The following is a 20219-nucleotide window of genomic DNA, read 5'->3' as shown; positions in this document are numbered from 1 at the left end:
GGCAGGGCTCCGGATCCAGTCCGGCCAGCGAGCAGACGGGCAAACAGGCCAGATAACAGTCGGCAGGCCCGCTGGAACGGCAGCCGGACTGAGGCTCCTTCCGCCAAAGCAGGTCCTCAACGTCGTTCCGGTTTTGTCACCGGACCAGCAGGCGGCCGTGGACGTCCCGCACGGGTCCGGTCCGGTCCTGGTACCGGGTGCCCCGGGTACGGGAAAGTCCACCGTACTCATTGAAGTTGCCGTGCGCCGGGCCGAGCGCGACGGCGTGGATCCGGAAAGAATGCTTGTGCTGGCGCCGAGCCGCCTCGCAGCCGACTCCCTCAGAGACCGCTTCACGGCCCGGCTCAACCGCAGCCTCAGCACGACGCCGGCACGCACCTGGGCATCGTATGCCTTCGATCTGATCCGGCGTGCCAAAGCAGAAGGCATCCTTCCGCTGCCGCGACCGCCGCGGCTCCTGTCAGGACCCGAGCAGGACCTCATCATCAAGGAACTGCTTGAAGGCCACGCCCTTCCAGGCCTTGAACTGCCCTGGCCCGAAGACCTGGGCGCCGCACTGGAAACCCGTGGCTTCCGCCACGAGGTACGTCAGCTCTTTGACCGGATCATTGAGTCCGGCCGGACGCCCGATGACCTGGTGCGGCTGGCCGGGCAGTGCAACCGTCCGGACTGGATCGCTGCCGCCGCGCTGTACGCCGAGTACCGCGACGTACTGGACCTGCGCATGCCGGAGGCCTTCGACCCCGCGGGAATCATCACGGCCGCACGCCAGATCTTCCAGGACGCCCCCGAATTCCTGGCCGCCGAGCGGGACCGCCTGCAGCTGATTCTCGTGGACGACATCCAGGAAGCCAACCCGGCCGTGTTCGAGCTGCTGGCCGACATTGCGGCAGGCAAGGATGTCTACGTGACGTCGTCCCCGGACACCGTTGTCCAGGGATTCCGCGGCGCCAGGCCCGACCTCACGGCTGAATTGCCGCGCCTGCTGGCTCCTGCCGGCGCACCTGGAGAGGGGCTCCGGGATACTGCCGCGGGGGACACGGTCCTGGAACGCCCGCTCCGGGTGACACACCGCCACGCTCCCGCCGTCGCCCAGGCGTGGCTTGAGGTGGCGGCACGCATCTCTCAACGCGCCGGTGGCCGCTCGGCCCGCAGGCTGGAAAGCGCCGAAGCCGCATGCGGCCAGCAGCAGGATGGCCTCAAGCACCACGGTGTTGCCCCTGTCCGGGGCGATGTGGAGGGCCACGTCCTTCCGTCTCCGGTCCAGGAGCTGCGCTATGTTGCGCAGCGCATCCTTGATGCGCACCTGAACCAGGGCCGCGAGCTCGGCGACATCGCGGTGATCGTGCGGAACGGCGGGCAGCTGAACCAGCTGCAGCGCCACCTCGCCGGCCACGGCATTCCCGTGCGGGTTCCCGTGGCCGAATCTGCGGTCCGGGACGAAGTCGCAGTCCGGCCGCTGCTTGATGCCTATGCGGTGGCGCTGGATCCTGCGGCGCTGACCCCGGAATCGGCTGTGGCGCTGCTGACGTCCCGGATCGGCGGAGCGACTTCCATCGAGTTGCGCCGCCTGCGCCAGTCCCTGCGCCGAGAGGAGATCCTTGGCGGGGGAGGCCGCACCAGTGATGCCCTGCTCGTCGAGTCGCTGCTGGAACCCGGCGCGCTGGCCACCACTGGTATCGAAGGCCGCTCTGCCCGCCGTGTCGCGCGCATGATCGAAGCCGGGCGCCTGGCGGCCCGGGCCCCGGGCGGCAACGCCGAAACGGTGCTTTGGGCGCTCTGGAACTCCACCGGGCTCGCCGCACGCTGGACTGACGCGGCACTGGCCGGCGGCGCAGCGGGGGCCAGGGCAGACCGCGACCTTGACGCCATGATGGCCCTGTTCCACACCGCCGAACGCTATGTAGACCAGTTGCCAGGGTCAGGCCCGGATCAGTTCCTGGAGTATCTGCTCAGCCAGGAGCTGCCCATGGACACCCTGGCAGCCCGGGCGCAGCTGGAAGACGCCGTGGAACTCATGACGCCGGCGAGTGCTGCCGGACGTGAATGGCCCGTCGTCATTATTTCCGGCCTGCAGGAAGGAGTGTGGCCCAACACCAGGCTCCGCGGAGAGCTCCTGGGCAGCACGCTCTTCGCTGACGCCGTTGAACACGGGGTGGAACACGCCCTGCAGTTGGGGCCCATCAGCAGGCTGCGGGAAATCCGGTACGACGAACTCCGCAGCTTCTCCACGGCAGTCTCCCGGGCACGGGACGTGCTCATCTGCACGGCTGTGTCGTCAGAGGACGAACAGCCCTCGTCCTTCCTCGACTACGTGGCGCCGCTGCGTCCCGGGCAGGATCGGCGGACATTCACCCCGGTGGAACGGCCCATGACCCTCCGTGCCCTCGTGGCCGAACTTCGGCAGCACGCGCAACTGGACGGGAGGTCCGCCGCCGAATCCCTCGAAGCCGTCAGGGTCCTTGCGCGGCTGGCGGTGGCGGAGCCATCCGTGCCCGGCGCCGATCCCGACTCCTGGTGGGGGCTCGCGCCGCTGTCTTCGGCGGAACGGATTGTTCCGGCCGGAGGAACAGTGTTCGTCTCGCCGTCCAAGGTGGAGACGGTCCAAAAGTCTCCGCTTGACTGGTTCATCCAGGCTGCCGGCGGAGAAGCCGCCACCGACTTTGCCAGGAGCCTGGGCACGCTGGTCCACGCCATCGCACAGGACCTGCCGGATTCTTCGGGATCGGAATACGTTGCGGAGCTCGTCCGGCGATGGCCCGCGCTGGGCATGAAGGACAACTGGGAAGGCAAGCTGGATTTTCAGCGCGCCGAGGGCATGGTCCGGAAACTGGCCCAATACATCCTGGTCATGCGCAGTGAAGGCAGGAGCCTTGTCGGTGCCGAACGGGACTTCGAAGTGAAACTGGCGGACATCGTGGACGTGCCGCAGCCGGGACTGCCGGGAACAGCCGCCGACCCTGAGACCAGGTCCGCCGTTCTCCGCGGACAAGTTGACCGGCTGGAAATCGACTCCGAAGGGCGGCTGGTGATCGTTGACCTCAAGACCGGCAAGCGCCAGCCGTCGAAAGCTGATCTCGCGCGCCATCCACAGCTGGGTTCCTACCAGGCCGCGGTACTGGCCGGCGGATTCATGGAACCCGGCACAGCGGCCGCTGACGTTCAACCGGTGGCGCTTCAACCGGGCGACGTTCAGCCGGGCGGGGCCGTGCTTGCCCAGCTTGGCACGAGCAACAAGGGCCCTGGTATCCAGGTCCAGGAGCCGCTGGACAGCTCCGACAACAACTGGGCCCTCGACATGGTGAACGAGGCCGCACGGCTTATGTCCGGCAGCGTTTTTGAAGCCCGCCACGATCCGGCCAAGTCCGGCCATGGTGGCCACGGCTGCCGGCTGCCGGAGGTCTGTCCCCTTTGCCTTCGCGGAAAGCAGGTTACTGAATGACAACGCCCCCTGACGCGCCGGCGCCGCGGTTTTCCCCTGAGGAGCTGACTGCCATGCTGGGCGAACGCAACAGCCCCACCGCAGAGCAGTCCGCCATCATTTCGTCGCCACTCACGCCGCGCTTGGTCATTGCAGGTGCCGGATCCGGCAAGACCGCCACCATGGCAGACCGCGTTGTGTGGCTGGTTGCCAATGGATGGGTCAGGCCGGAAGAAGTCCTGGGGGTGACGTTCACTCGCAAGGCGGCCGGTGAGCTGGCCAGCCGGATCCGGGCCAAGCTGGCGGCTCTGCAGCGGATTGCCGCGGAGGACACGGAGCACAGGATTTTTCCGGCCGGCCTGCTCAGCGAGGATGCCCTGGAACCCAAGGTTTCCACTTATCACTCCTACGCCAGCGGCATCGTGTCCGACTACGGTCTCCGGCTCGGTGTCGAACGTGACGTTGTCCTGCTGGGCGGAGCCCAGGCCTGGCAGCTGGCCAGCGAAGTTGTTGAGGCTTTCGACGGCGAATACGAGCACTTCCGTGCTGCCAAGTCCACGCTGGTGAAAGCCGTCATCCAGCTTGCCGGCGAGTGCGCCGAACACCTGCGGGATCCCGCCGAGGTGCAGGAATGGCTGATGGGGCGCGTCGCGGAATTCGAAGCCCTGCCCTATGTGGCCGGAGCCAAGAAGAACCCCACCCAGGCCGCCGGAGAACTCGGGGCCATGCTGCGCACCAGGGCCAGCGTCGCCGAGATGGTGGGAAGGTACGCGGACGCGAAGCGGGTCCGGGGCGCGCTGGACTTCGGCGACCTCGTGGCCCTCGCTGCGCGGGTCGCCAGCGAGATCCCGCTGGCCGCCGAAGTGGAACGCCAGCGGTTTAAAGTGGTGCTGCTCGACGAATTCCAGGACACCTCGCATGCCCAGCTCGTGCTGTTCTCCAGGCTCTTCGGCGGCGGCCATGCGGTGACAGCCGTGGGTGACCCGAACCAGTCCATCTACGGTTTCCGGGGGGCGTCTGCCGGCCAGCTGTTCCATTTTGTTCGTGAATTCCCCGTCCGGGTCGAGGATTCTTTCGCTGTGGCACCCACTTCCTACCTGACGACCGCGTGGCGCAACGGACGCAACATCCTGTCCGCCGCCAATGTCATTTCGGCGCCACTTAGCGCCGCGGCCATTCAAGCCGGGCCTGCGGGGGAGCGGGACGCGGCGGACTCCGTGGAGGTTCCGCCGCTGCAGCCCAGCCCCGCGGCGGCCCAGGGAAAGGTTGTCATCGGACGCTTTGCGACGGACGAAGACGAGGCTAGGGCCATCGCGGCGGATGTCCTGCGGTACCGCGTCACGGATTTCGAAGACAACGACGGAACAGACCGGATACCTCCGGCGATGGCCGTTCTCTGCCGCCGTCGCGCTCAGATGGAATGTATCCGGCGTGAGTTCGAAGTGCGCGGAATCCCCTACGAAATTGTGGGCCTCGGCGGACTCCTGGACACCCCGGAGATTGTTGACCTGGTGGCCACGCTGCGGGTGCTCGCTGATCCGGGCCGTTCGGACTCGCTCATGCGCCTTCTGGCCGGAGCGCGCTGGCGGATAGGGCCGGCCGACCTCATGGCCTTCCGGGACTGGTCTTCGTTCCTTGCACGCCGCCGGGGGCACCCGGGGCAGGGCGCCGATGAAGGTGATGATTCCGACGCCGCCGTCATCGAAAGCGACATCACCGATGCGGCAAGCCTGGTGGAAGCCTTGGACTGGCTGCCGCGGGACGGCTGGACGTCGGCGCATGGCCGGACGCTGAGCCCGGAGGCCCTCAACCGACTGCACACCCTCTCGGCCGAGCTCCGGCAGCTCCGGGGATTCATGGGTGACGACCTCACCACCCTGCTGGGCGAGGTGGAACGGGCCATGCTCCTGGATATCGAGGTGGCGGCCCGTCCCGGCATCAGCATCCATCAGGCCCGGAGGAACCTGGACGCATTCCATGATGCCGCGGCAGGATTCCTCCACACCTCCCACCGGGTAGACGTCCTGGCTTTCCTGGCGTGGCTGGAGGCCGCGGCCGCGGAGGAAGGCGGGCTGGACGTCGCCGCTCCGGACGTCAACCATGAAGCCGTCCAGCTGCTGACGGTGCACGCGTCCAAGGGCCTGGAGTGGGACGTCGTGTTCGTTCCCGGCCTGAACGCGGGAGCGTTTCCCAGCAGCCGCGATTCACGCTGGAGCAGCGGCAGCGCCGCCCTGCCCTGGCCGCTGCGGGGTGACCGCGCCGACCTGCCGCAATGGGACCTGGACCAACCGGACCAAAAAGGCTGGCTGGACGCAGAAAAAGACTTCAAGGCGGATGTCCAGGCGCACGGCGAAGCAGAGGAACGCAGGCTGGCCTACGTGGCTTACACCCGGGCGAAATACGTGCTGTGGGTGTCGAGCGCGGCCTGGGTCGGCTCCCGGGCCGGTATGGCGGAGATGTCGCCGTTCCTTTCCGAGCTGGGGCCCCTCGCTGGTGTCGCGACACGCATCGGCGGTCCGGACGGGGCGGCCCAGGAGCCTGCCGGAGGTCCGGCGGAAGATGCGCCGGAACATGCCGCCGTCGTGCATCCCGCGTCGGTGGAGGAGTCATCACTGCCGGCGGAAAGCCCGCTGACCCAGGACCTGGAACTGGCGCTGTGGCCGTACGACCCGCTGGAAGGGCCTGCCGATCCGCGCACCGGGACCAGGCTGCGGCTGGTTCCAGGGCGGCGGGCGGCGATGGAAACGGCCGCCGGAAGGGTCCGCGAGGCCATGGCCGCGGGACCCGCGTGGGACGCTGAGGGTCTTTCAGCGGGGGAGGGTTCCCGTCAGCTCCGGAGCGTTGCGGCCAACTGGGCGCAGGAGGCGGCCCTGTTGCTGGAGCGCCGCTTTCGCAGGGCTGCAGTGCAGGACGTCCACTTGCCCGGCCACATCTCTGCGTCAACCTTTGTGGACCTGGGCGATGATCCGGGATCAGTCCTTGCACGGCTGCGGCGCCCCGTTCCCAGGGAACCAGGCATGTCAGCCCGCAAGGGCACGGCTTTCCACGCCTGGGTCGAAGAGTACTTCGGCAAGGCAGGCATGCTGGAACTGGACGAGGCGCCGGGCTCGGACAACCATATTGACGAGGCGTACGGGCTGGACTCCATGGTGGAGACGTTCCGGAACTCTGAGTGGGCGCACCGTGCCCCGGCCCATGTGGAGGTTCCGGTGGAAACGCGCATCGGAGACGTTGTGGTGCGTGGCCGGATCGATGCCGTGTTCCGGGACGCCGACGGGCGTTGGGACCTGGTGGACTGGAAAACAGGCCGCCGTCCCGCCGCCGGGCAGCTGAAGGTGAAAGCCGTCCAGCTGGCCGTCTACCGGCTCGCCTGGGCCCGGCTCAAGGGAGTGCCCCTCGACAATGTCCGGGCCGCTTTCTACTACGTGGGGGAAAATCAGGTGGTCCGCCCCCACGACCTCGGGACGGCGGAACAGTTGGAGGACATCGTTACTGCGGCCCTCGGCGGAACCACCGCACTGGCGAAAGCGTCCGGCTCGGCTAGTGGGACTTTGCGTCCACAATCGTAATGGCGGCGGTGGACGTGTCGTCCGCTGCCGGCGGGGCATGGGGCGTGGTTTCCCCATCTGCGCCGGCAGCCTGTCCGGCTCCGCCGCCCTTGGCTGGCGGACCGGAGGCGTCGGTGGTGGCGGGCTGTTCGGCCGGGATCGGTGATACATGGACCGAAGGCATGGCCCCGGCACCGGCCGGTTGGACCTGCGGGAGGGCTTCGACATGCACGGACGGTCTGTCCAGCGGAACGGGTTCCACGTGCACGGCGGGGACAACCTGCGGCAAGGGTTCCACGCTGATGGGCTGACCGCCGTGCTCGGCGATGTCTTCGGCAAGCGAGGCCAGCATTTCTTCAGCTTCGCCGATCATGGACTCGTTTCCGGCTGCCAGGCCCTTGACCAGGTACTGGGCCAGCGCGAACTCGGCGGAGAGCGCCGCGCGGCGCAGCAGGTGGGCGTCCGGCGCATCCCTGCGGCCGGACGTGTAGTGGCTCAGCACGGCGTCCACGAAGCCCTGTTCGTTGGAGGCCACGAGCCAGGCCATGTCGTCGGCGGGGTCACCGATGCGCAAATCGGTCCATCCCGTCACAGCCGTCACACGGTCTCCGTCAACGAGGATGTTGTCCTCATGCAGGTCGCCGTGGACAACACAGGGATTGAAACGCCACAGCGAGACGTCTTCCAGTGCATGTTCCCAACGGCGCAGGAGCACGGGAGGGATCTTCCCTGTGGTGGCAGCCTGGTCGAGTTCGTTGAGCCTGCGCTGCCGGAACTCATTGGGTGTGTAGCTGGGGAGGTCGGCATTGCTGACCAAAGTCCGCGGAAGGTCGTGAATGGCGGCCAGTGCCGCACCTATTTCCTTCGCCAGACCTTCCGGTCCGGCTGTCAGTTCTTCGACGCTGCGGGTGGTGCCTGCCAGATGCGAATACACAAAGGTGCTGAGTGCACCCTGCCGAACGGTGCCTGCCACCGTGGGCATCAGAAAAGGCAGTTCGGCCCTGATTCCGGGAGCAAACGCGCGGAGCACCATGAACTCCGTTTCCAGTCGGGCGCTGGCCTCGGCGTGGCGGGGAGAGCGTACCCGCCACTGCTTCCCCTCGGAGTCCAGGAGGAGGGCCGAATCAAAGTCCGCCGGATCGTCGGGCGCGGAACTCACGGCGGTGGGCGTCAGTCCGGGGACTGCCGCAGTTGCTACAGCTGCCAGCTCGATCGGTTTTCTTCTCACCCGTCCACGGTAGATTGACTGGCGCCCAAGATGGCGATGTACCACGGCGAGTCTTCAGATCGTGACGAATCCCCTTGCCAAACCAGTGTTCGGAACGCTGCAACGGGGGTCCGTTGCGGCCGGAGCAAATGTCAATTGTCAGCCGGAGTCAGTACGGTGGGTACATGAGTCTTGCGGAGTCACCGGCATCCCAAAATGAGGCAGAGCAAAATAGGGGAGCGGAAGGTGCGGCCCCGGGCGGTACGCCTCCTTTGAAGCGGCTGCCGGCGAACCACCTTATGGACACTGTCCTCCCCGTCCGTCCCGCCCTCGTTGACAGGGGATCCGGCGCCAGGATGAAGCCGGGCATGGTGGACTCCGTGGTCAACTCCGGCCGGGCGCTGGCCATGGTCCTCTCACACCGCCAGGCTTTAGTGTGCGGCGACAGCCTCCTGCTGACGGACGCCGCCGGACTAGCGGCGAGCCTCGGCGAGGCCGGAACCCCGCCGGCCATGACCATCTACCTCGGTTCCGCCCTCGCCGGCTCGCACCTGGACGAAGGTACGGAAATCGTCCTATTTGTCCTGGAGGAGCCTTTTGAGGTCCGGGCGGAGCAGTTCGAACGCGGCATCGCCGGAATACCGTCGGATGCCGTCTGGACGGGATTCCGGGACGTGGCGGCCCGCCTGAATGCCACCGACACCGCCCTCTTCATCGAAGCCAGCGCGATCGCCAACTGGCATGCCACGCACGTTCATTGTCCGCGGTGCGGCGCCGCGACGCTCGTTGAGGCAGGAGGTTGGGTCCGCAGGTGTCCTGCCGACAACTCCGAGCACTACCCCCGGACAGATCCGGCTATCATCGTGACGGTGGTCGGCCCGGATGACCGGCTCCTGCTGGGTGGCGGCGGGCCCCTCGACGCGAAGAACTATTCCACCCTGGCCGGGTTCGTGGAGCCGGGCGAGTCGCTGGAGCAGGCAGTCGTCCGGGAAATCCAGGAAGAAGTGGGCGTGCGGATCACCGCCACCCAGTATCTGGGGTCCCAGTCCTGGCCCTTCCCCGCCTCGCTGATGCTGGGGTTCACCGCCAGGACACAGGACACCGAAGCAATGCCCGACGGCGTGGAGGTCACCCGTGCGCGGTGGTTCAGCCGTGCGGAGCTTCAGGCCGCGGTGCTGAGCGGGGAAATTGTCATTTCCAGCAGACTGTCCATTGCCCGGTCCTTGATTGAGCACTGGTATGGCGGCATCATCCAGGACCGTCATGCCGACGAATGACGTCCCCGCACAGCGGACCTCCGCGTGACACCATCGATCGACCCAGCACCAAGTGACATGAGCAGCAAGTGACAACTGACAATTTTGAACGCACCGCCGAGGGCGACACCGCTTCCGCCGAGCCCGCTGCGCAGGACAACCGGTCCCTGGAAGACCGCATTCTGGGCGGACTGGACGACGAGCAGCGGGAAGTCGCGAGCACACTGAACGGGCCCCTGTGCGTGCTCGCGGGTGCAGGCACCGGCAAGACGCGCGCCATCACCCACCGGATTGCCTATGGCGTGCACTCAGGCGTCTACAGCCCGCAGAGGCTGCTGGCCGTGACCTTCACCGCGCGCGCTGCGGCGGAGATGCGGAGCAGGCTCCGCGATCTCGGCGTAGGCAACGTCCAGGCAAGGACTTTCCACGCCGCCGCACTGAGGCAGCTGCAGTTCTTTTGGCCGCAGGCCGTCGGCGGTGCGCTGCCAAACCTCCTGGACCACAAGGCGCAGATGATCGCCGAAGCCGCCCGCCGCCTGAGGCTCAGCACGGACCGGGCATCCATCAGGGATTTGGCTTCAGAGATCGAGTGGGCCAAGGTGTCCATGCTGACGCCGGCGAACTACCTCGAGAACGCGCAGGACCGCGGCAACCCCGGGGGATTCGACCTCACGGCTGTGGCCCGGGTGTTCCAGTCCTATGAGGACGTCAAGACGGACCGCAACGTCATCGATTTCGAGGACGTCCTGCTGATCACTGTCGGGATCCTGCAGGAGGACCCGAAGGTGGCAGCCACCGTCCGCGAACAGTACCGGCATTTCGTGGTGGACGAGTACCAGGACGTTTCGCCGTTGCAGCAGCGGCTCTTGGAACTCTGGCTGGGCGGACGCGACGAACTGTGCGTCGTGGGCGACGCCAGCCAGACCATCTATTCGTTCACCGGAGCCTCCCCCAAGCACCTGCTCGGTTTCAAGGCCATGTATCCCGGTGCAAACGTCGTCAAGCTGATCAGGGATTACCGCTCCACGCCACAGGTGGTCAAACTGGCCAATGACCTTCTCGCGGGCCGGCGCAGCGGAGGCCCCGTAGCGGACGCCGCCTGGGCGGCTCCGCTCAAACTGGTCGCACAGCGGCAGCCCGGACCGCCGCCCCAGTTCACGGAGTGCGCGGACGACGAAGCCGAGGCTGCCACCGTTGCGATCAAGATCCGGGAACTGCTCGACGCCGGCACCCCGGCCAGCGAGATCGCCGTGCTGTTCCGCACCAACGGGCAGTCGGAGGCCTATGAACAGGCACTGGCTTCAGCCGGAATCGGCTATCAGCTGCGCGGGGGAGAGCGGTTCTTCGCCCGCAAGGAAGTCCGGGATGCAATCCTCCAACTCAGGGCCGCCACCCGTGCAGCTGCCGAAACCTCCGAACCCGAGCCATTGGGCCAGCTGGTCCGGGACATCGTGGCATCCCTTGGCTACACGGCGTCCGCCCCGCACAACGGCGGAGCGCTGCGGGAACGCTGGGAATCGCTGGCCGCGCTGGTTGCGCTGGCCGATGAGCTGGTACTCAGCCGGGGTCCGCAGTTCACCCTCTCGGATTTTGTCAACGAACTGCAGGAACGATCGCTGGCCCAGCATGCCCCGACCGTGCAAGGGGTGACCCTGGCGTCGCTGCACGCCGCCAAGGGCCTCGAGTGGGACGCGGTCTTCCTCGTGGGGCTCTGCGAAGGACTTATGCCAATCTCGTTCGCCGACTCCCCGGAAGACGTGGACGAGGAACGCCGGCTGCTCTACGTGGGGATCACCAGGGCGCGCGAGCACCTGTCCCTCTCTTGGTCGTTGGCCCGGACTCCCGGCGGAAGGGCCAACCGGAAGCCGTCCCGCTTTTTGGACGGCCTTCGGCCGGACTCGGTGGCCAGTTCGACGGCGCGCGGCAAGGGGCCCGCGCCGCGGCGGAAGGCGGCATCCCCGGCGATGTGCCGGGTCTGCGGAAGCATGCTGTCCACGGGTGCTGAACGCAAGGTGGGCCGTTGCAGCCAGTGCCCGCCGAGCTACGAGGAACAGACCTTCGACGCGCTGCGCCAGTGGCGGAAGGACGTGGCCCTGGCCGCCGAGGTTCCGGCGTTCGTGGTGTTCACTGATGCGACCTTGACTGCAATCGCCGAGGCGCGGCCGGCGTCCCTCGAAGAATTGGGCCAGCTGGCCGGAATCGGGCCCTCGAAACTGGAGAAGTACGGCGAAGCCGTGCTCGAAGTCCTCACGGAAAGCAGCAGCGCCTGATGGCCGGCGGCGCCCCGCCCCGGGCGATTCCGCTGACTACCCCCGACGGCGCGCCGGTGGTCGTCCGCCGCTCGGCCCGCCGTCGCCGGACCGTGGCAGCGTTCTGGGAGAACGGAACAGCCGTGGTGGCCATCCCGGCGCACTTCACCAAGGGCCAGGAAAGCGAATGGGTCCACCGGATGCTGGAGAAGCTCCGGTTACAGGGAGTCCGGCGGTCGCGCGGGGAGGGGCGGCGCAGGCCGGCCACGGATGCCGCGCTGGCCGCACACGCGGCCGAACTGTCGGCGAAGTACCTTGGCGGACGCTCCGTCCCGTCTTCCGTGCGGTGGGTCAGCAACCAGAACTCGCGCTGGGGTTCCGCGACTCCCGCCGACGGGACCATCAGGCTCTCGGACAAACTGCGGACGATGCCGCAGTGGGTCATCGACTATGTGCTCCTGCACGAACTGGCGCATCTGCTTGTGGCCGGCCACAACGCCGCGTTCTGGCGACTCCTGGAGGCTTACCCCGAAACCCAGCGGGCCAAGGCGTTTCTTGAAGGCGTAGCATTCGCAACGTCGCGGGGAATGTCACCGGACGTCGATGGACAAAGCTCGAGCACTGACGAAACCCACGGTCCGTCAGTGCTCGGCTAGCTGACCTCAAAGCCGGCGGGTCAGGCCTTCGGCGTCCCGCCGTCGTCGTCCTTGCCGGAGCCGGGACCGCCGCCGGTGTCGTTGTCGTCGGAGGTCTTTTCGTCCTCGGCCGGTTCGTCGAATCCGCCGTTCAACAGTTTCTGCAGCGCGTCGTCCACCTCGGTGTCGCTCGCTTCGGCGAGCTTGCGCCGTGCACTGAACCCCTGGGGATCGTCCAGGTCCTCGCCGGTGGGCAGGAGGTCGGGGTGCTGCCAAATGGCATCCCGTCCCTCGGTGCCACGTTCTGCCCTGAGGGAAGCCCACAGCGCGGCGGCCTCGCGCAGGCGGCGGGGACGCAGCTCCAGTCCCACCAGGGACGAGAAGGCGTGCTCGGCCGGGCCGCCCGTGGCACGGCGGCGCCGCACTGTCTCGCGCAGCGCCGAGGCAGAGGGCAGGAACTTCTCGGTGGCGGCTGCGGTCAGCTCGTCCACCCAGCCTTCGACCAGGGCCAGCGCCGTTTCGAGTTTCTCCAGTGCTTGTTCCTGGGCGGGGGTCCGCTGGGGCATAAATACGCCCTGCGACAGCGCCTCCTGGATGCCTTCGGGGTTGCTGGGGTCGATCTCCCGGGCCAGTTCCTCGATCTTGGACGTGTCAATGTGGATGCCCCGGGCGTAGGCCTCGATGGCTCCCAGGAGGTGGCCGCGGAGCCAGGGCACCTGGACGAAGAGCCGGGCATGCGCCGCTTCCCGCACCGCAAGGAAAAGCCGGATGTCGTTCTCGGGCAAGCTCAGGCCCTCGCCGAACTTGGCCACGTTGGCCGGGAGGAGGGCCATTTCGAGGTCGGCCAGCGGAACCCCGATGTCCGTTGAACTCACCACTTCCGCGGACAGGGCACCGATGGCCTGGCCGAGCTGCATGCCGAAGATGGCGCCGCCCATGTTCTGCAGCATGGAGGAAGCCCCGCCCATCATGGACTTCATTTCCTCGGGCATCTGCTCGGTCATGGCGGTGGACAGCGCATTGGCAATGCTGTTCGCCACCGGCTCAGTGAGCCGCTTCCAGGTGCCGAGCGTCTCCTCGACCCACTCGGCGCGGGACCAGGCCCGGCCGATCAGGCCGGTGGCGGGGAGCTCAGTGACCTGGTCAAGCCACAACTCGGCCAGGCGCAGTGCCTCATCGATTTCACGGGACTGTTGGGCCGTGACAGAGGGGTCGGAGCCGCTTGCGGCAACCCGCCGCGCATTGTCGTGGGCGAGCTGCCAGTTCACGGGCCCTTCGGAGGGCGCGCTCATCATGGCCTGCACCTGCGAGAACATCTGGGCCAACAGGTTCGGATCGTCCGGAAGCCCTGCGGCCTTGGCCAGTTCAGCGGGGTCTATGTCACCCATGCCCTTGCCACCCATGAGGTTTTGTAGCATTTCCGCAAGCGGATCCTTAGGGGTGTCGTCGTCCCCATTGGACGGATTGAGTGGGTTGGAGGTCATGATCCCGCCGATCGTCGGTGTGACTGTTGATCACCTTCACGGTACCCCGGGGCCTTGGCGGCTGTCTGCCGAATCCGGCCCCGTTCGCTGTCGGCAAAGAGCGGTGCCGCCCGCTCAACGCGTAGTGTTAGTCATCGGAATATTTGCAGGCTGCCGTCAGTGCGATCCGGTTCAGCCACAGGGCCGCGTCCGAGGGCGCAGGTACGGAGAGGTCCTTCATTGACAATCACTCAGGGCGACCAGGTTCCAGGGGATCCTGCGGAACCGGGAAACGGCAGCGGGACTACCCGCGGCAGGCTTTCCCGCCGGCCGACGTCCCGCCGTGCCAAAGCAAGCGACAACCGCTACCCCGCGATGGTGGCTTCCGGTTTGATGGCTCTTGCGCTGGGCATCACCGCCGCCAGCCTTCCCGTACCGTACGTCGTTGAATCACCGGGACCCACCTTCAACACCCTGGCCAACGACAACGGCAAGCCGGTCATCAGCGTGACCGGCCGCGAAACGTTTCCGGCCAAGGGGAACCTGGACCTCACCACTGTCTATGTCGACGGCGGCCCCAACGGCCCGGTCAGCGTCTTCGAAGCTTTTTCAGCCTGGCTGGACAAATCCAAGGCGGTCTATCCGGAGGAGCTTATCTTCCCCACCGGGGTGACGAAGGAGGAGTCCCAGCAGGAGAGCGCAGTGGCCATGACCACTTCCCAGGAGAACGCCACGGCTTCCGCACTGAAGGAACTCGATATTCCTTTCGAACAGAAACTGCGGGTGGCAGACCTCGCGGATCAGTCGGCGTCCGCCGGCAAGCTCCAGGCCGGCGATGTCTTCGCCAGCGTGAATGGCAAACCCGTGGCCTCGCTCAGCGTCGTGCAGGAGGAACTCGCCGCCGGAAAGGGAAAGCCCGCCACGGTCGTTGTCACGCGTGACGGGGCGCAGGTCACGGAGACCATCACCCCCATGAAGAACGCCGCCGGAAAATTCATCCTCGGCGTGCTGCTGCAGTACGAATTCAAGTTCCCTTTTGACGTCAAGATTTCCCTCGAGAAGGTGGGCGGCCCCAGCGCGGGCATGATGTTCGCCCTGGGCATCATCGACACCATCACCCCGGGGGACCTGACCGGCGGTAAACACATCGCCGGGACGGGCACCATCACGCCCGACGGCGTCGTGGGATCCATCGGCGGGATCGGGCAAAAGATGTACGGGGCCAGGGAGGACGGCGCGGAGGTGTTCCTTGCGCCGGCTGCCAACTGCGGGGAAGTGGTGGGACACATTCCGGACGGGTTGCAGGTGGTCAAAGTCGAGAACCTGGCCGAGGCCAGGGAAGCAGTTGCCGTGATCGGTTCAGGCGGCGACACATCCGGACTTCCCTCGTGCACCAGCAACTAGACTAATTACAGGAACTAAGCACCACCGCCACTCGTGGCACTAATGACTGTCGTTCACCTCACGTCCGGGGTGTGCCGGCGGTCCGAGCAGCACGCACCCTGAGTTTTGACAAAACCAGTAACTGACGACCAGCTATGAGGTACCGAGTTTGTCCCGTCCCGCCAGCTCCACTCCGCCCGGAAGACCCCAGCCAAGGCGAGGTGCCTTGACGCCGACGTTGATCGTCGTAGCACTGGTTGTGGTCGGATTCATCTTCTTCGCCAATGTTTGGACCGATGTTCTCTGGTACCAGCAGCTTGGGTTCTTCGAAGTCTTCCTCACGGAGAACCTGGCACGCATCATCATCTTCCTGGTCGCCTTCGCGCTCATGTTCGCTGCGATGTTCTATGCCATCCGGATCGCCTACCACGCCCGTCCCGTCTACGCCCCGGATTCGGAGATCAGGGACAACCTGAACCGCTACCAGGCGCAGCTCGAACCGGTCCGCCGGGTAGTCATGATCGGCCTGCCGATACTCTTCGGCCTGTTCGCCGGAAGCGCCGCCGCCAGCCAGTGGCAGAAAGTGCTGCTCTTCCTGAACCAGGAACCGTTCGGGCAGAACGACCCGCAGTTCAACCTCGACATCAGCTTCTACCTGATGACCCTGCCGTTCCTCGGCTTCGTCACAGGCTTCCTCATCAGCGTGGTGGTGGTCGCCGGCATCGCGGGAATCCTCACGCACTATCTCTACGGCAGCATCCGGATCATGGAACGCGGCATCTTCACCAGCCGGGCTGCCCAGATCCACCTTGCCGTGACGGGCGCTGCCTTCCTGCTGCTCCTCGGAGTGAACTTCTGGCTGGACCGCTACTCCGCGGTGCAGAACAGCAACGGACGCTGGTCCGGCGCCCTGTACACGGATGTCAACGCCGTCATCCCCACCAAGTCCATCCTGGCTGTCGCCGCCGCGCTGGTGGCCATCCTGTTCATCGTTGCTGCCATAATCGGCAAATGGCGCCTGCCCGTCATCGGCACGGCCATGCTGGTCATTACGTCCATCCTTGCCGGCGGTGTCTACCCGTGGGTCATCCAGCAGTTCCAGGTGCGCCCGTCCGAACAGACCCTTGAGAAGCCGTTCATCGAGCGGAACATCAGCATGACCCGTGCAGCCTACGGCCTGGATAAAATCCAGGAGGACCGGTACAACGCCACCACCACCGCCACTACCGGTGCCCTGGCGCCGGATGCACAAACCACTGCGAATATCCGGCTCCTGGATCCAAACCTGATTTCGGACGCGTTCTCCCAGCTTGAGCAGTACCGGCCCTACTACCAGTTCCCGAGCGCACTCAACGTGGACCGGTACGAAGTCGACGGCAAGGTCCAGGACACCGTGATTGCCGTCCGTGAACTGAATCCGGACGGCCTCAGCGCCAACCAGCAGTCCTGGCTGAACCGGCACGTCGTCTACACGCACGGCTATGGCGTGGTCGCGGCCAAGGGCAACAAGTTCACCGCGGACGGCAAGCCCGAATTCCTTCAGGCCGGAATTCCGTCCAATGGTGTCCTCGGCAACGACACGACCTACCAGCCCCGGATCTACTTCGGCGAGAACTCGCCGGAATACTCGATCGTCGGAGCCCCGAAGGGCTCGCCGAACCGCGAGCAGGACCGTCCCGCCGGCAAGGAAGGCGACGGCGAAACGCAGTACACCTTCACCGGCAACGGCGGACCGAACGTCGGCAGCTTCTTCAACAAGGTCCTTTACGCCATCAAGTTCCAGTCCTCCGATCTCCTGCTGTCCGACGGCGTGAATGCCGAGTCGCAGATCCTCTACGACCGCAACCCGCGGGACCGCGTCGAAAAGGTCGCCCCGTACCTCACGGTGGACGGCAACGCGTACCCGGCTGTTGTGGACGGCCGGGTGAAGTGGATCGTGGACGGCTACACCACCAGCCAGTACTTCCCCTATTCGCAGCAGGAACAGCTGTCGTCGGCCACCGCCGATTCCCAGACGACGGCGGGCCGCACCGTCGCCCTGCCCAACAGTTCGGTGAACTACATCCGCAACTCCGTCAAGGCAACTGTTGACGCCTACGACGGTTCCGTGACGCTGTACGCCTGGGACGACCAGGACCCGGTGCTGAAGGCCTGGCAGAACGTCTTCCCGACATCCTTGAAGCCCTTCTCGGAGATGTCCGGGGCCCTTATGAGCCACGTCCGCTACCCGGAGGACCTGTTCAAGGTCCAGCGCGAACTGCTGGGCCGCTACCACGTCACCCAGGCGGACAACTTCTACACGAACAACGACGCTTGGTCCGTGCCTAACGATCCCACTGTCAAGGAGGAGGTCAAGCAGCCGCCGTTCTACATGTCGCTGCAGATGCCGGACCAGGACAAGCCCGCTTTCCAGCTCACGTCGTCGTTCATTCCCCAGGTGGTCAACGGCACCGCGCGCAACGTGCTTTATGGCTTCCTGGCCGCGGATTCCGACGCCGGCAACCAGAAGGGCGTGAAAGCGGAAAGCTACGGCCAGCTCAGGCTCCTGCAGATCCCGCCGGAAGCCCAGGTTCCCGGCCCCGGCCAGGCCCAGAACAAGTTCAACTCGGATCCCACCGTGTCCCAGGCCTTGAACCTGCTCCGGCAGGGCGCGTCTGACGTCCTCAACGGCAACCTCCTTACTCTCCCCGTGGGCGGTGGCTTGCTGTACGTGCAGCCTGTGTACCTGCGGTCCACGGGCGAAACGTCCTATCCAACGCTGCAGCGTGTGCTGGTGGCGTTCGGCGACAAGATCGGCTTTGCCCCAACGCTTGACCAGGCGTTGAACCAGTTGTTCGGCGGGGACTCCGGCGCCTCGGCTGGTGATTCAGACAACAACGGGCAGACTCCTCCTGCCACCGGAGGCGGAACGCCGCCCGCCACCGGCGGTACCGACGCCAAGGCGGAGCTGAAGGCTGCGCTGGACGAGGCCAACGCTGCCATCAAGGCGGGCCAGGAGGCCCTCGCGAAGGGTGATTTCGCCGCCTACGGAGAGCAGCAGAAGAAGTTGTCCGCGGCACTGCAGAAGGCGATCGACGCCGAAGCGAAACTCGGCGCAGCAAGTGCTTCACCCACTCCGGCTCCCACGGCTGCCCCCTCAGCTGCGGCGACGCCGTCGCCCTCTCCAAGCAACTGACCAGGCGCCTGCAGGCTCCCGATAGCCTGCAGGCCCGCACAGGCCGGCTTTCCCCCTCCGCGAGGACGGGGAAGCCGGCCTGTGCCGTATTGGCCGGGTCAGGCAGGGCGGCGGTCAGGCAGGGCGGCGGTCAGGCAGGGCGGCGGGACGGCAGGGCGGCGGGACGGCAGGGCGGCGGGACGGCAGGGCGGCGGGACGGCAGGGCGGCGGGACGGCAGCTTCTGAGCGGCGCCGTCCGGTGCCGAGACGCAGATCACGTCACCTCAATTTGGTCTGAAGTTCACCGGCGGGTAGTGTTGTTCTTGCGACGCGGGGTGGAGCAGTTCGGTAGCTCGCTGGGCTCATAACCCAGAGGTCACAGGTTCAAATCCTGTCCCCGCAACTGAAGGAAAGGTCCGGAATTCCCGAGAGGGAATCCGGGCCTTTTGCTTTGCCCCGTTCTTGGGGAGCGGCGCCGGGGAGTGGTCGGAGCGGCCGTAAAAGTAGGGTAGTGTTGTTCTTGCGACGCGGGGTGGAGCAGTTCGGTAGCTCGCTGGGCTCATAACCCAGAGGTCACAGGTTCAAATCCTGTCCCCGCAACCATGGAAGAGGCCCTGACCGGCAGCAATGCCGGTCAGGGCCTCTTTTCTTTGTCTCCAGGTCACCAACTACTAGCATTTCCTAGTATTCTCATTCGCGGGGGCTATGTCCTGCGGTGCCAAGTGGCTGGTCAACGACGATCACCGCATGGGCAGGCCGTCGCCGCCTGGGAACGGATCGTATGTTGCGGGGGATGACCGCCGGCCCGTACGGGTTCGCTCTTCCGCTGTTCATGATCCAAGCTATTAAGGCGAACTTAACCCGGCCGCCGCTCCCGCTGGTGCACCCGGCAGGGGCGGATCCGCCTACGTCACTAGTCGATCATTCTCGAGAGGAATGCTGTTCGATGTCACTACCGACCAAGAAGAAGTCCGGAACTGCAAAGAGTAAATGGGCCAAGCTGTACTGGGCAGTGCCGGCCGCGCTCGTTGCCCTTCTTCTCGTGGTGCTTCTCGCGAAGTGGATCACCGGACTTGCCGGCGTCAAGGACTTCCTGGCGGCCTACCCCGGCCATTCAGAGCTCCCTGAGGGAACTCCCGCGGGCTTCCCGGCCTGGCTGGCGTGGCAACACTTCCTCAACGGCTTCTTCCTGCTGCTCATCATCCGCTCCGGCTGGCAGGTGCGGACGCAGACTCGTCCCGCTGCCTACTGGACACGGAACAACAAGGGCATGATCCGCACCAGGAATGCGCCGACGAAGATCAGCCTCGCCCTGTGGTTCCACCTCGTCCTGGACGCGCTGTGGATCCTCAACGGCATCGTGTTCGCCGTCCTGATTTTCGCCACCGGCCAGTGGGTGCGGATCGTGCCCACCAGCTGGGATGTCTTCCCCAACGCCCTCTCGGCGGCGCTGCAGTACGCATCCCTGAACTGGCCCACGGAGAACGGTTGGGTCAACTACAACGCCCTCCAGCTGCTCACGTACTTCATCACGGTCTTCGTCGCGGCGCCCCTGGCGTTCGTCACAGGCCTCAGGATGTCCTCGGCCTGGCCCAAGAACGCCAAGGCGCTGAACAAGGCCTACCCGATCGAGGCCGCCCGTGCCGTGCACTTCCCGGTGATGATCTACTTTGTCGCCTTCATCGTTGTCCACGTGTTCCTGGTGCTCGCCACCGGCGCGCTCCGGAACCTCAACCACATGTACGGCGGCAGCGACGACGTCAGCTGGGTCGGCTTCGGCATCTTTGCCGCGTCTGTCGCCGTCATGGTCGCTGCGTGGTTCCTGGCCCGGCCGCTCTTCCTGAGTCCCATTGCATCCTTGATGGGCAAGGTCAGCAGTCGCTGACGGACCTGCTGGCCGGCC

10 protein-coding genes and 2 tRNA genes are annotated in these 20219 nt (G+C 66.1%); 10 read left to right on the top strand and 2 right to left on the bottom strand.

Annotation, left to right across the window (positions count from 1 at the left end; all coding sequences use genetic code 11):
* Positions 1-52 precede the first annotated feature (52 nt).
* Both ASF98_RS01725 and ASF98_RS01720 read left to right on the top strand, forming a co-directional pair.
* Positions 53-3442, top strand: a complete 3390-nt coding sequence (locus ASF98_RS01725; RefSeq protein ID WP_055797271.1) for an ATP-dependent helicase — start codon at positions 53-55, stop codon at positions 3440-3442.
* Entirely contained in the window at positions 3439-6990 is a 3552-nt protein-coding gene (locus tag ASF98_RS01720) for an ATP-dependent helicase (protein ID WP_055796597.1), read from the top strand. Before ASF98_RS01725 ends, ASF98_RS01720 begins: the two co-directional genes overlap by 4 nt.
* Here the strand turns inward: ASF98_RS01720 and ASF98_RS01715 are convergent.
* Entirely contained in the window at positions 6962-8197 is a 1236-nt protein-coding gene (locus ASF98_RS01715) for a macrolide 2'-phosphotransferase (RefSeq protein WP_055796594.1), read from the bottom strand. The two genes, ASF98_RS01720 and ASF98_RS01715, sit on opposite strands and share 29 nt — an antisense overlap.
* Positions 8198-8475: 278 nt before the next feature.
* Here ASF98_RS01715 and nudC point away from each other — a divergent pair, with 278 nt between their 5' ends.
* The 3 genes from nudC (at position 8476) to ASF98_RS01700 (ending at position 12337) form a co-directional block, all read left to right on the top strand.
* Positions 8476-9453 carry an NAD(+) diphosphatase gene (gene nudC / locus ASF98_RS01710; protein WP_235505571.1) on the top strand — a complete coding sequence of 326 codons (978 nt, stop codon included), beginning with the start codon at positions 8476-8478 and terminating at the stop codon, positions 9451-9453.
* A 68-nt stretch (positions 9454-9521) separates the two neighbouring features.
* Complete coding sequence (locus tag ASF98_RS01705) at positions 9522-11702, top strand: ATP-dependent DNA helicase UvrD2 (protein WP_442854022.1); 2181 nt, start codon at positions 9522-9524, stop codon at positions 11700-11702.
* Entirely contained in the window at positions 11702-12337 is a 636-nt protein-coding gene (locus ASF98_RS01700) for a M48 metallopeptidase family protein (RefSeq protein WP_055796589.1), read from the top strand. The genes ASF98_RS01705 and ASF98_RS01700 overlap by 1 nt, the downstream gene beginning before the upstream one ends.
* Before the next feature lie 20 nt (positions 12338-12357).
* On the opposite strand, the gene ASF98_RS01695 is transcribed toward ASF98_RS01700, so the two are convergent.
* Positions 12358-13800, bottom strand: a complete 1443-nt coding sequence (locus ASF98_RS01695; protein WP_055796586.1) for a zinc-dependent metalloprotease — start codon at positions 13798-13800, stop codon at positions 12358-12360.
* Positions 13801-14019: 219 nt separating this feature from the next.
* Between ASF98_RS01695 and ASF98_RS01690 the strand changes: the two genes are divergently transcribed.
* From ASF98_RS01690 to ASF98_RS01670, 5 genes are all read left to right on the top strand, one after another.
* Positions 14020-15183, top strand: coding sequence for a YlbL family protein (locus ASF98_RS01690; RefSeq protein WP_055796583.1), 1164 nt, complete (start codon positions 14020-14022; stop codon positions 15181-15183).
* Positions 15184-15331: 148 nt separating this feature from the next.
* Positions 15332-18337: a UPF0182 family membrane protein gene (locus ASF98_RS01685; protein ID WP_200939274.1), complete on the top strand. Its 3006-nt coding sequence runs from the start codon at positions 15332-15334 to the stop codon at positions 18335-18337.
* Between the two features lie 308 nt (positions 18338-18645).
* Positions 18646-18719, top strand: a tRNA-Met gene (locus tag ASF98_RS01680).
* A 123-nt stretch (positions 18720-18842) separates the two neighbouring features.
* A tRNA-Met gene (locus ASF98_RS01675) sits at positions 18843-18919 on the top strand.
* Between the two features lie 343 nt (positions 18920-19262).
* Positions 19263-20201 (top strand): cytochrome b/b6 domain-containing protein, encoded by a 939-nt coding sequence (locus ASF98_RS01670; protein WP_055796577.1) that lies wholly within the window; start codon positions 19263-19265, stop codon positions 20199-20201.
* Positions 20202-20219 lie beyond the last annotated feature (18 nt).

Source organism: Arthrobacter sp. Leaf337, assembly GCF_001423745.1.
In the GTDB taxonomy this organism is placed as follows: Bacteria; Actinomycetota; Actinomycetes; order Actinomycetales; family Micrococcaceae; genus Arthrobacter.
The sequence above is the reverse complement of the archived record's forward strand: the minus strand, read 5'-3'. Positions and strand labels throughout refer to the sequence as shown.

What these genes read in the sequence shown, in the direction of transcription:
- ASF98_RS01720 (WP_055796597.1), top strand. Translation starts at nt 3,439, where the DNA reads ATGACAACGCCCCCTGACGCGCCGGCGCCGCGGTTTTCCCCTGAGGAG.
- nudC (WP_235505571.1), top strand. Translation starts at nt 8,476, where the DNA reads ATGGACACTGTCCTCCCCGTCCGTCCCGCCCTCGTTGACAGGGGATCC.
- ASF98_RS01700 (WP_055796589.1), top strand. Translation starts at nt 11,702, where the DNA reads ATGGCCGGCGGCGCCCCGCCCCGGGCGATTCCGCTGACTACCCCCGAC.
- ASF98_RS01695 (WP_055796586.1), bottom strand. Translation starts at nt 13,800, where the DNA reads ATGACCTCCAACCCACTCAATCCGTCCAATGGGGACGACGACACCCCT.
- ASF98_RS01670 (WP_055796577.1), top strand. Translation starts at nt 19,263, where the DNA reads ATGTCACTACCGACCAAGAAGAAGTCCGGAACTGCAAAGAGTAAATGG.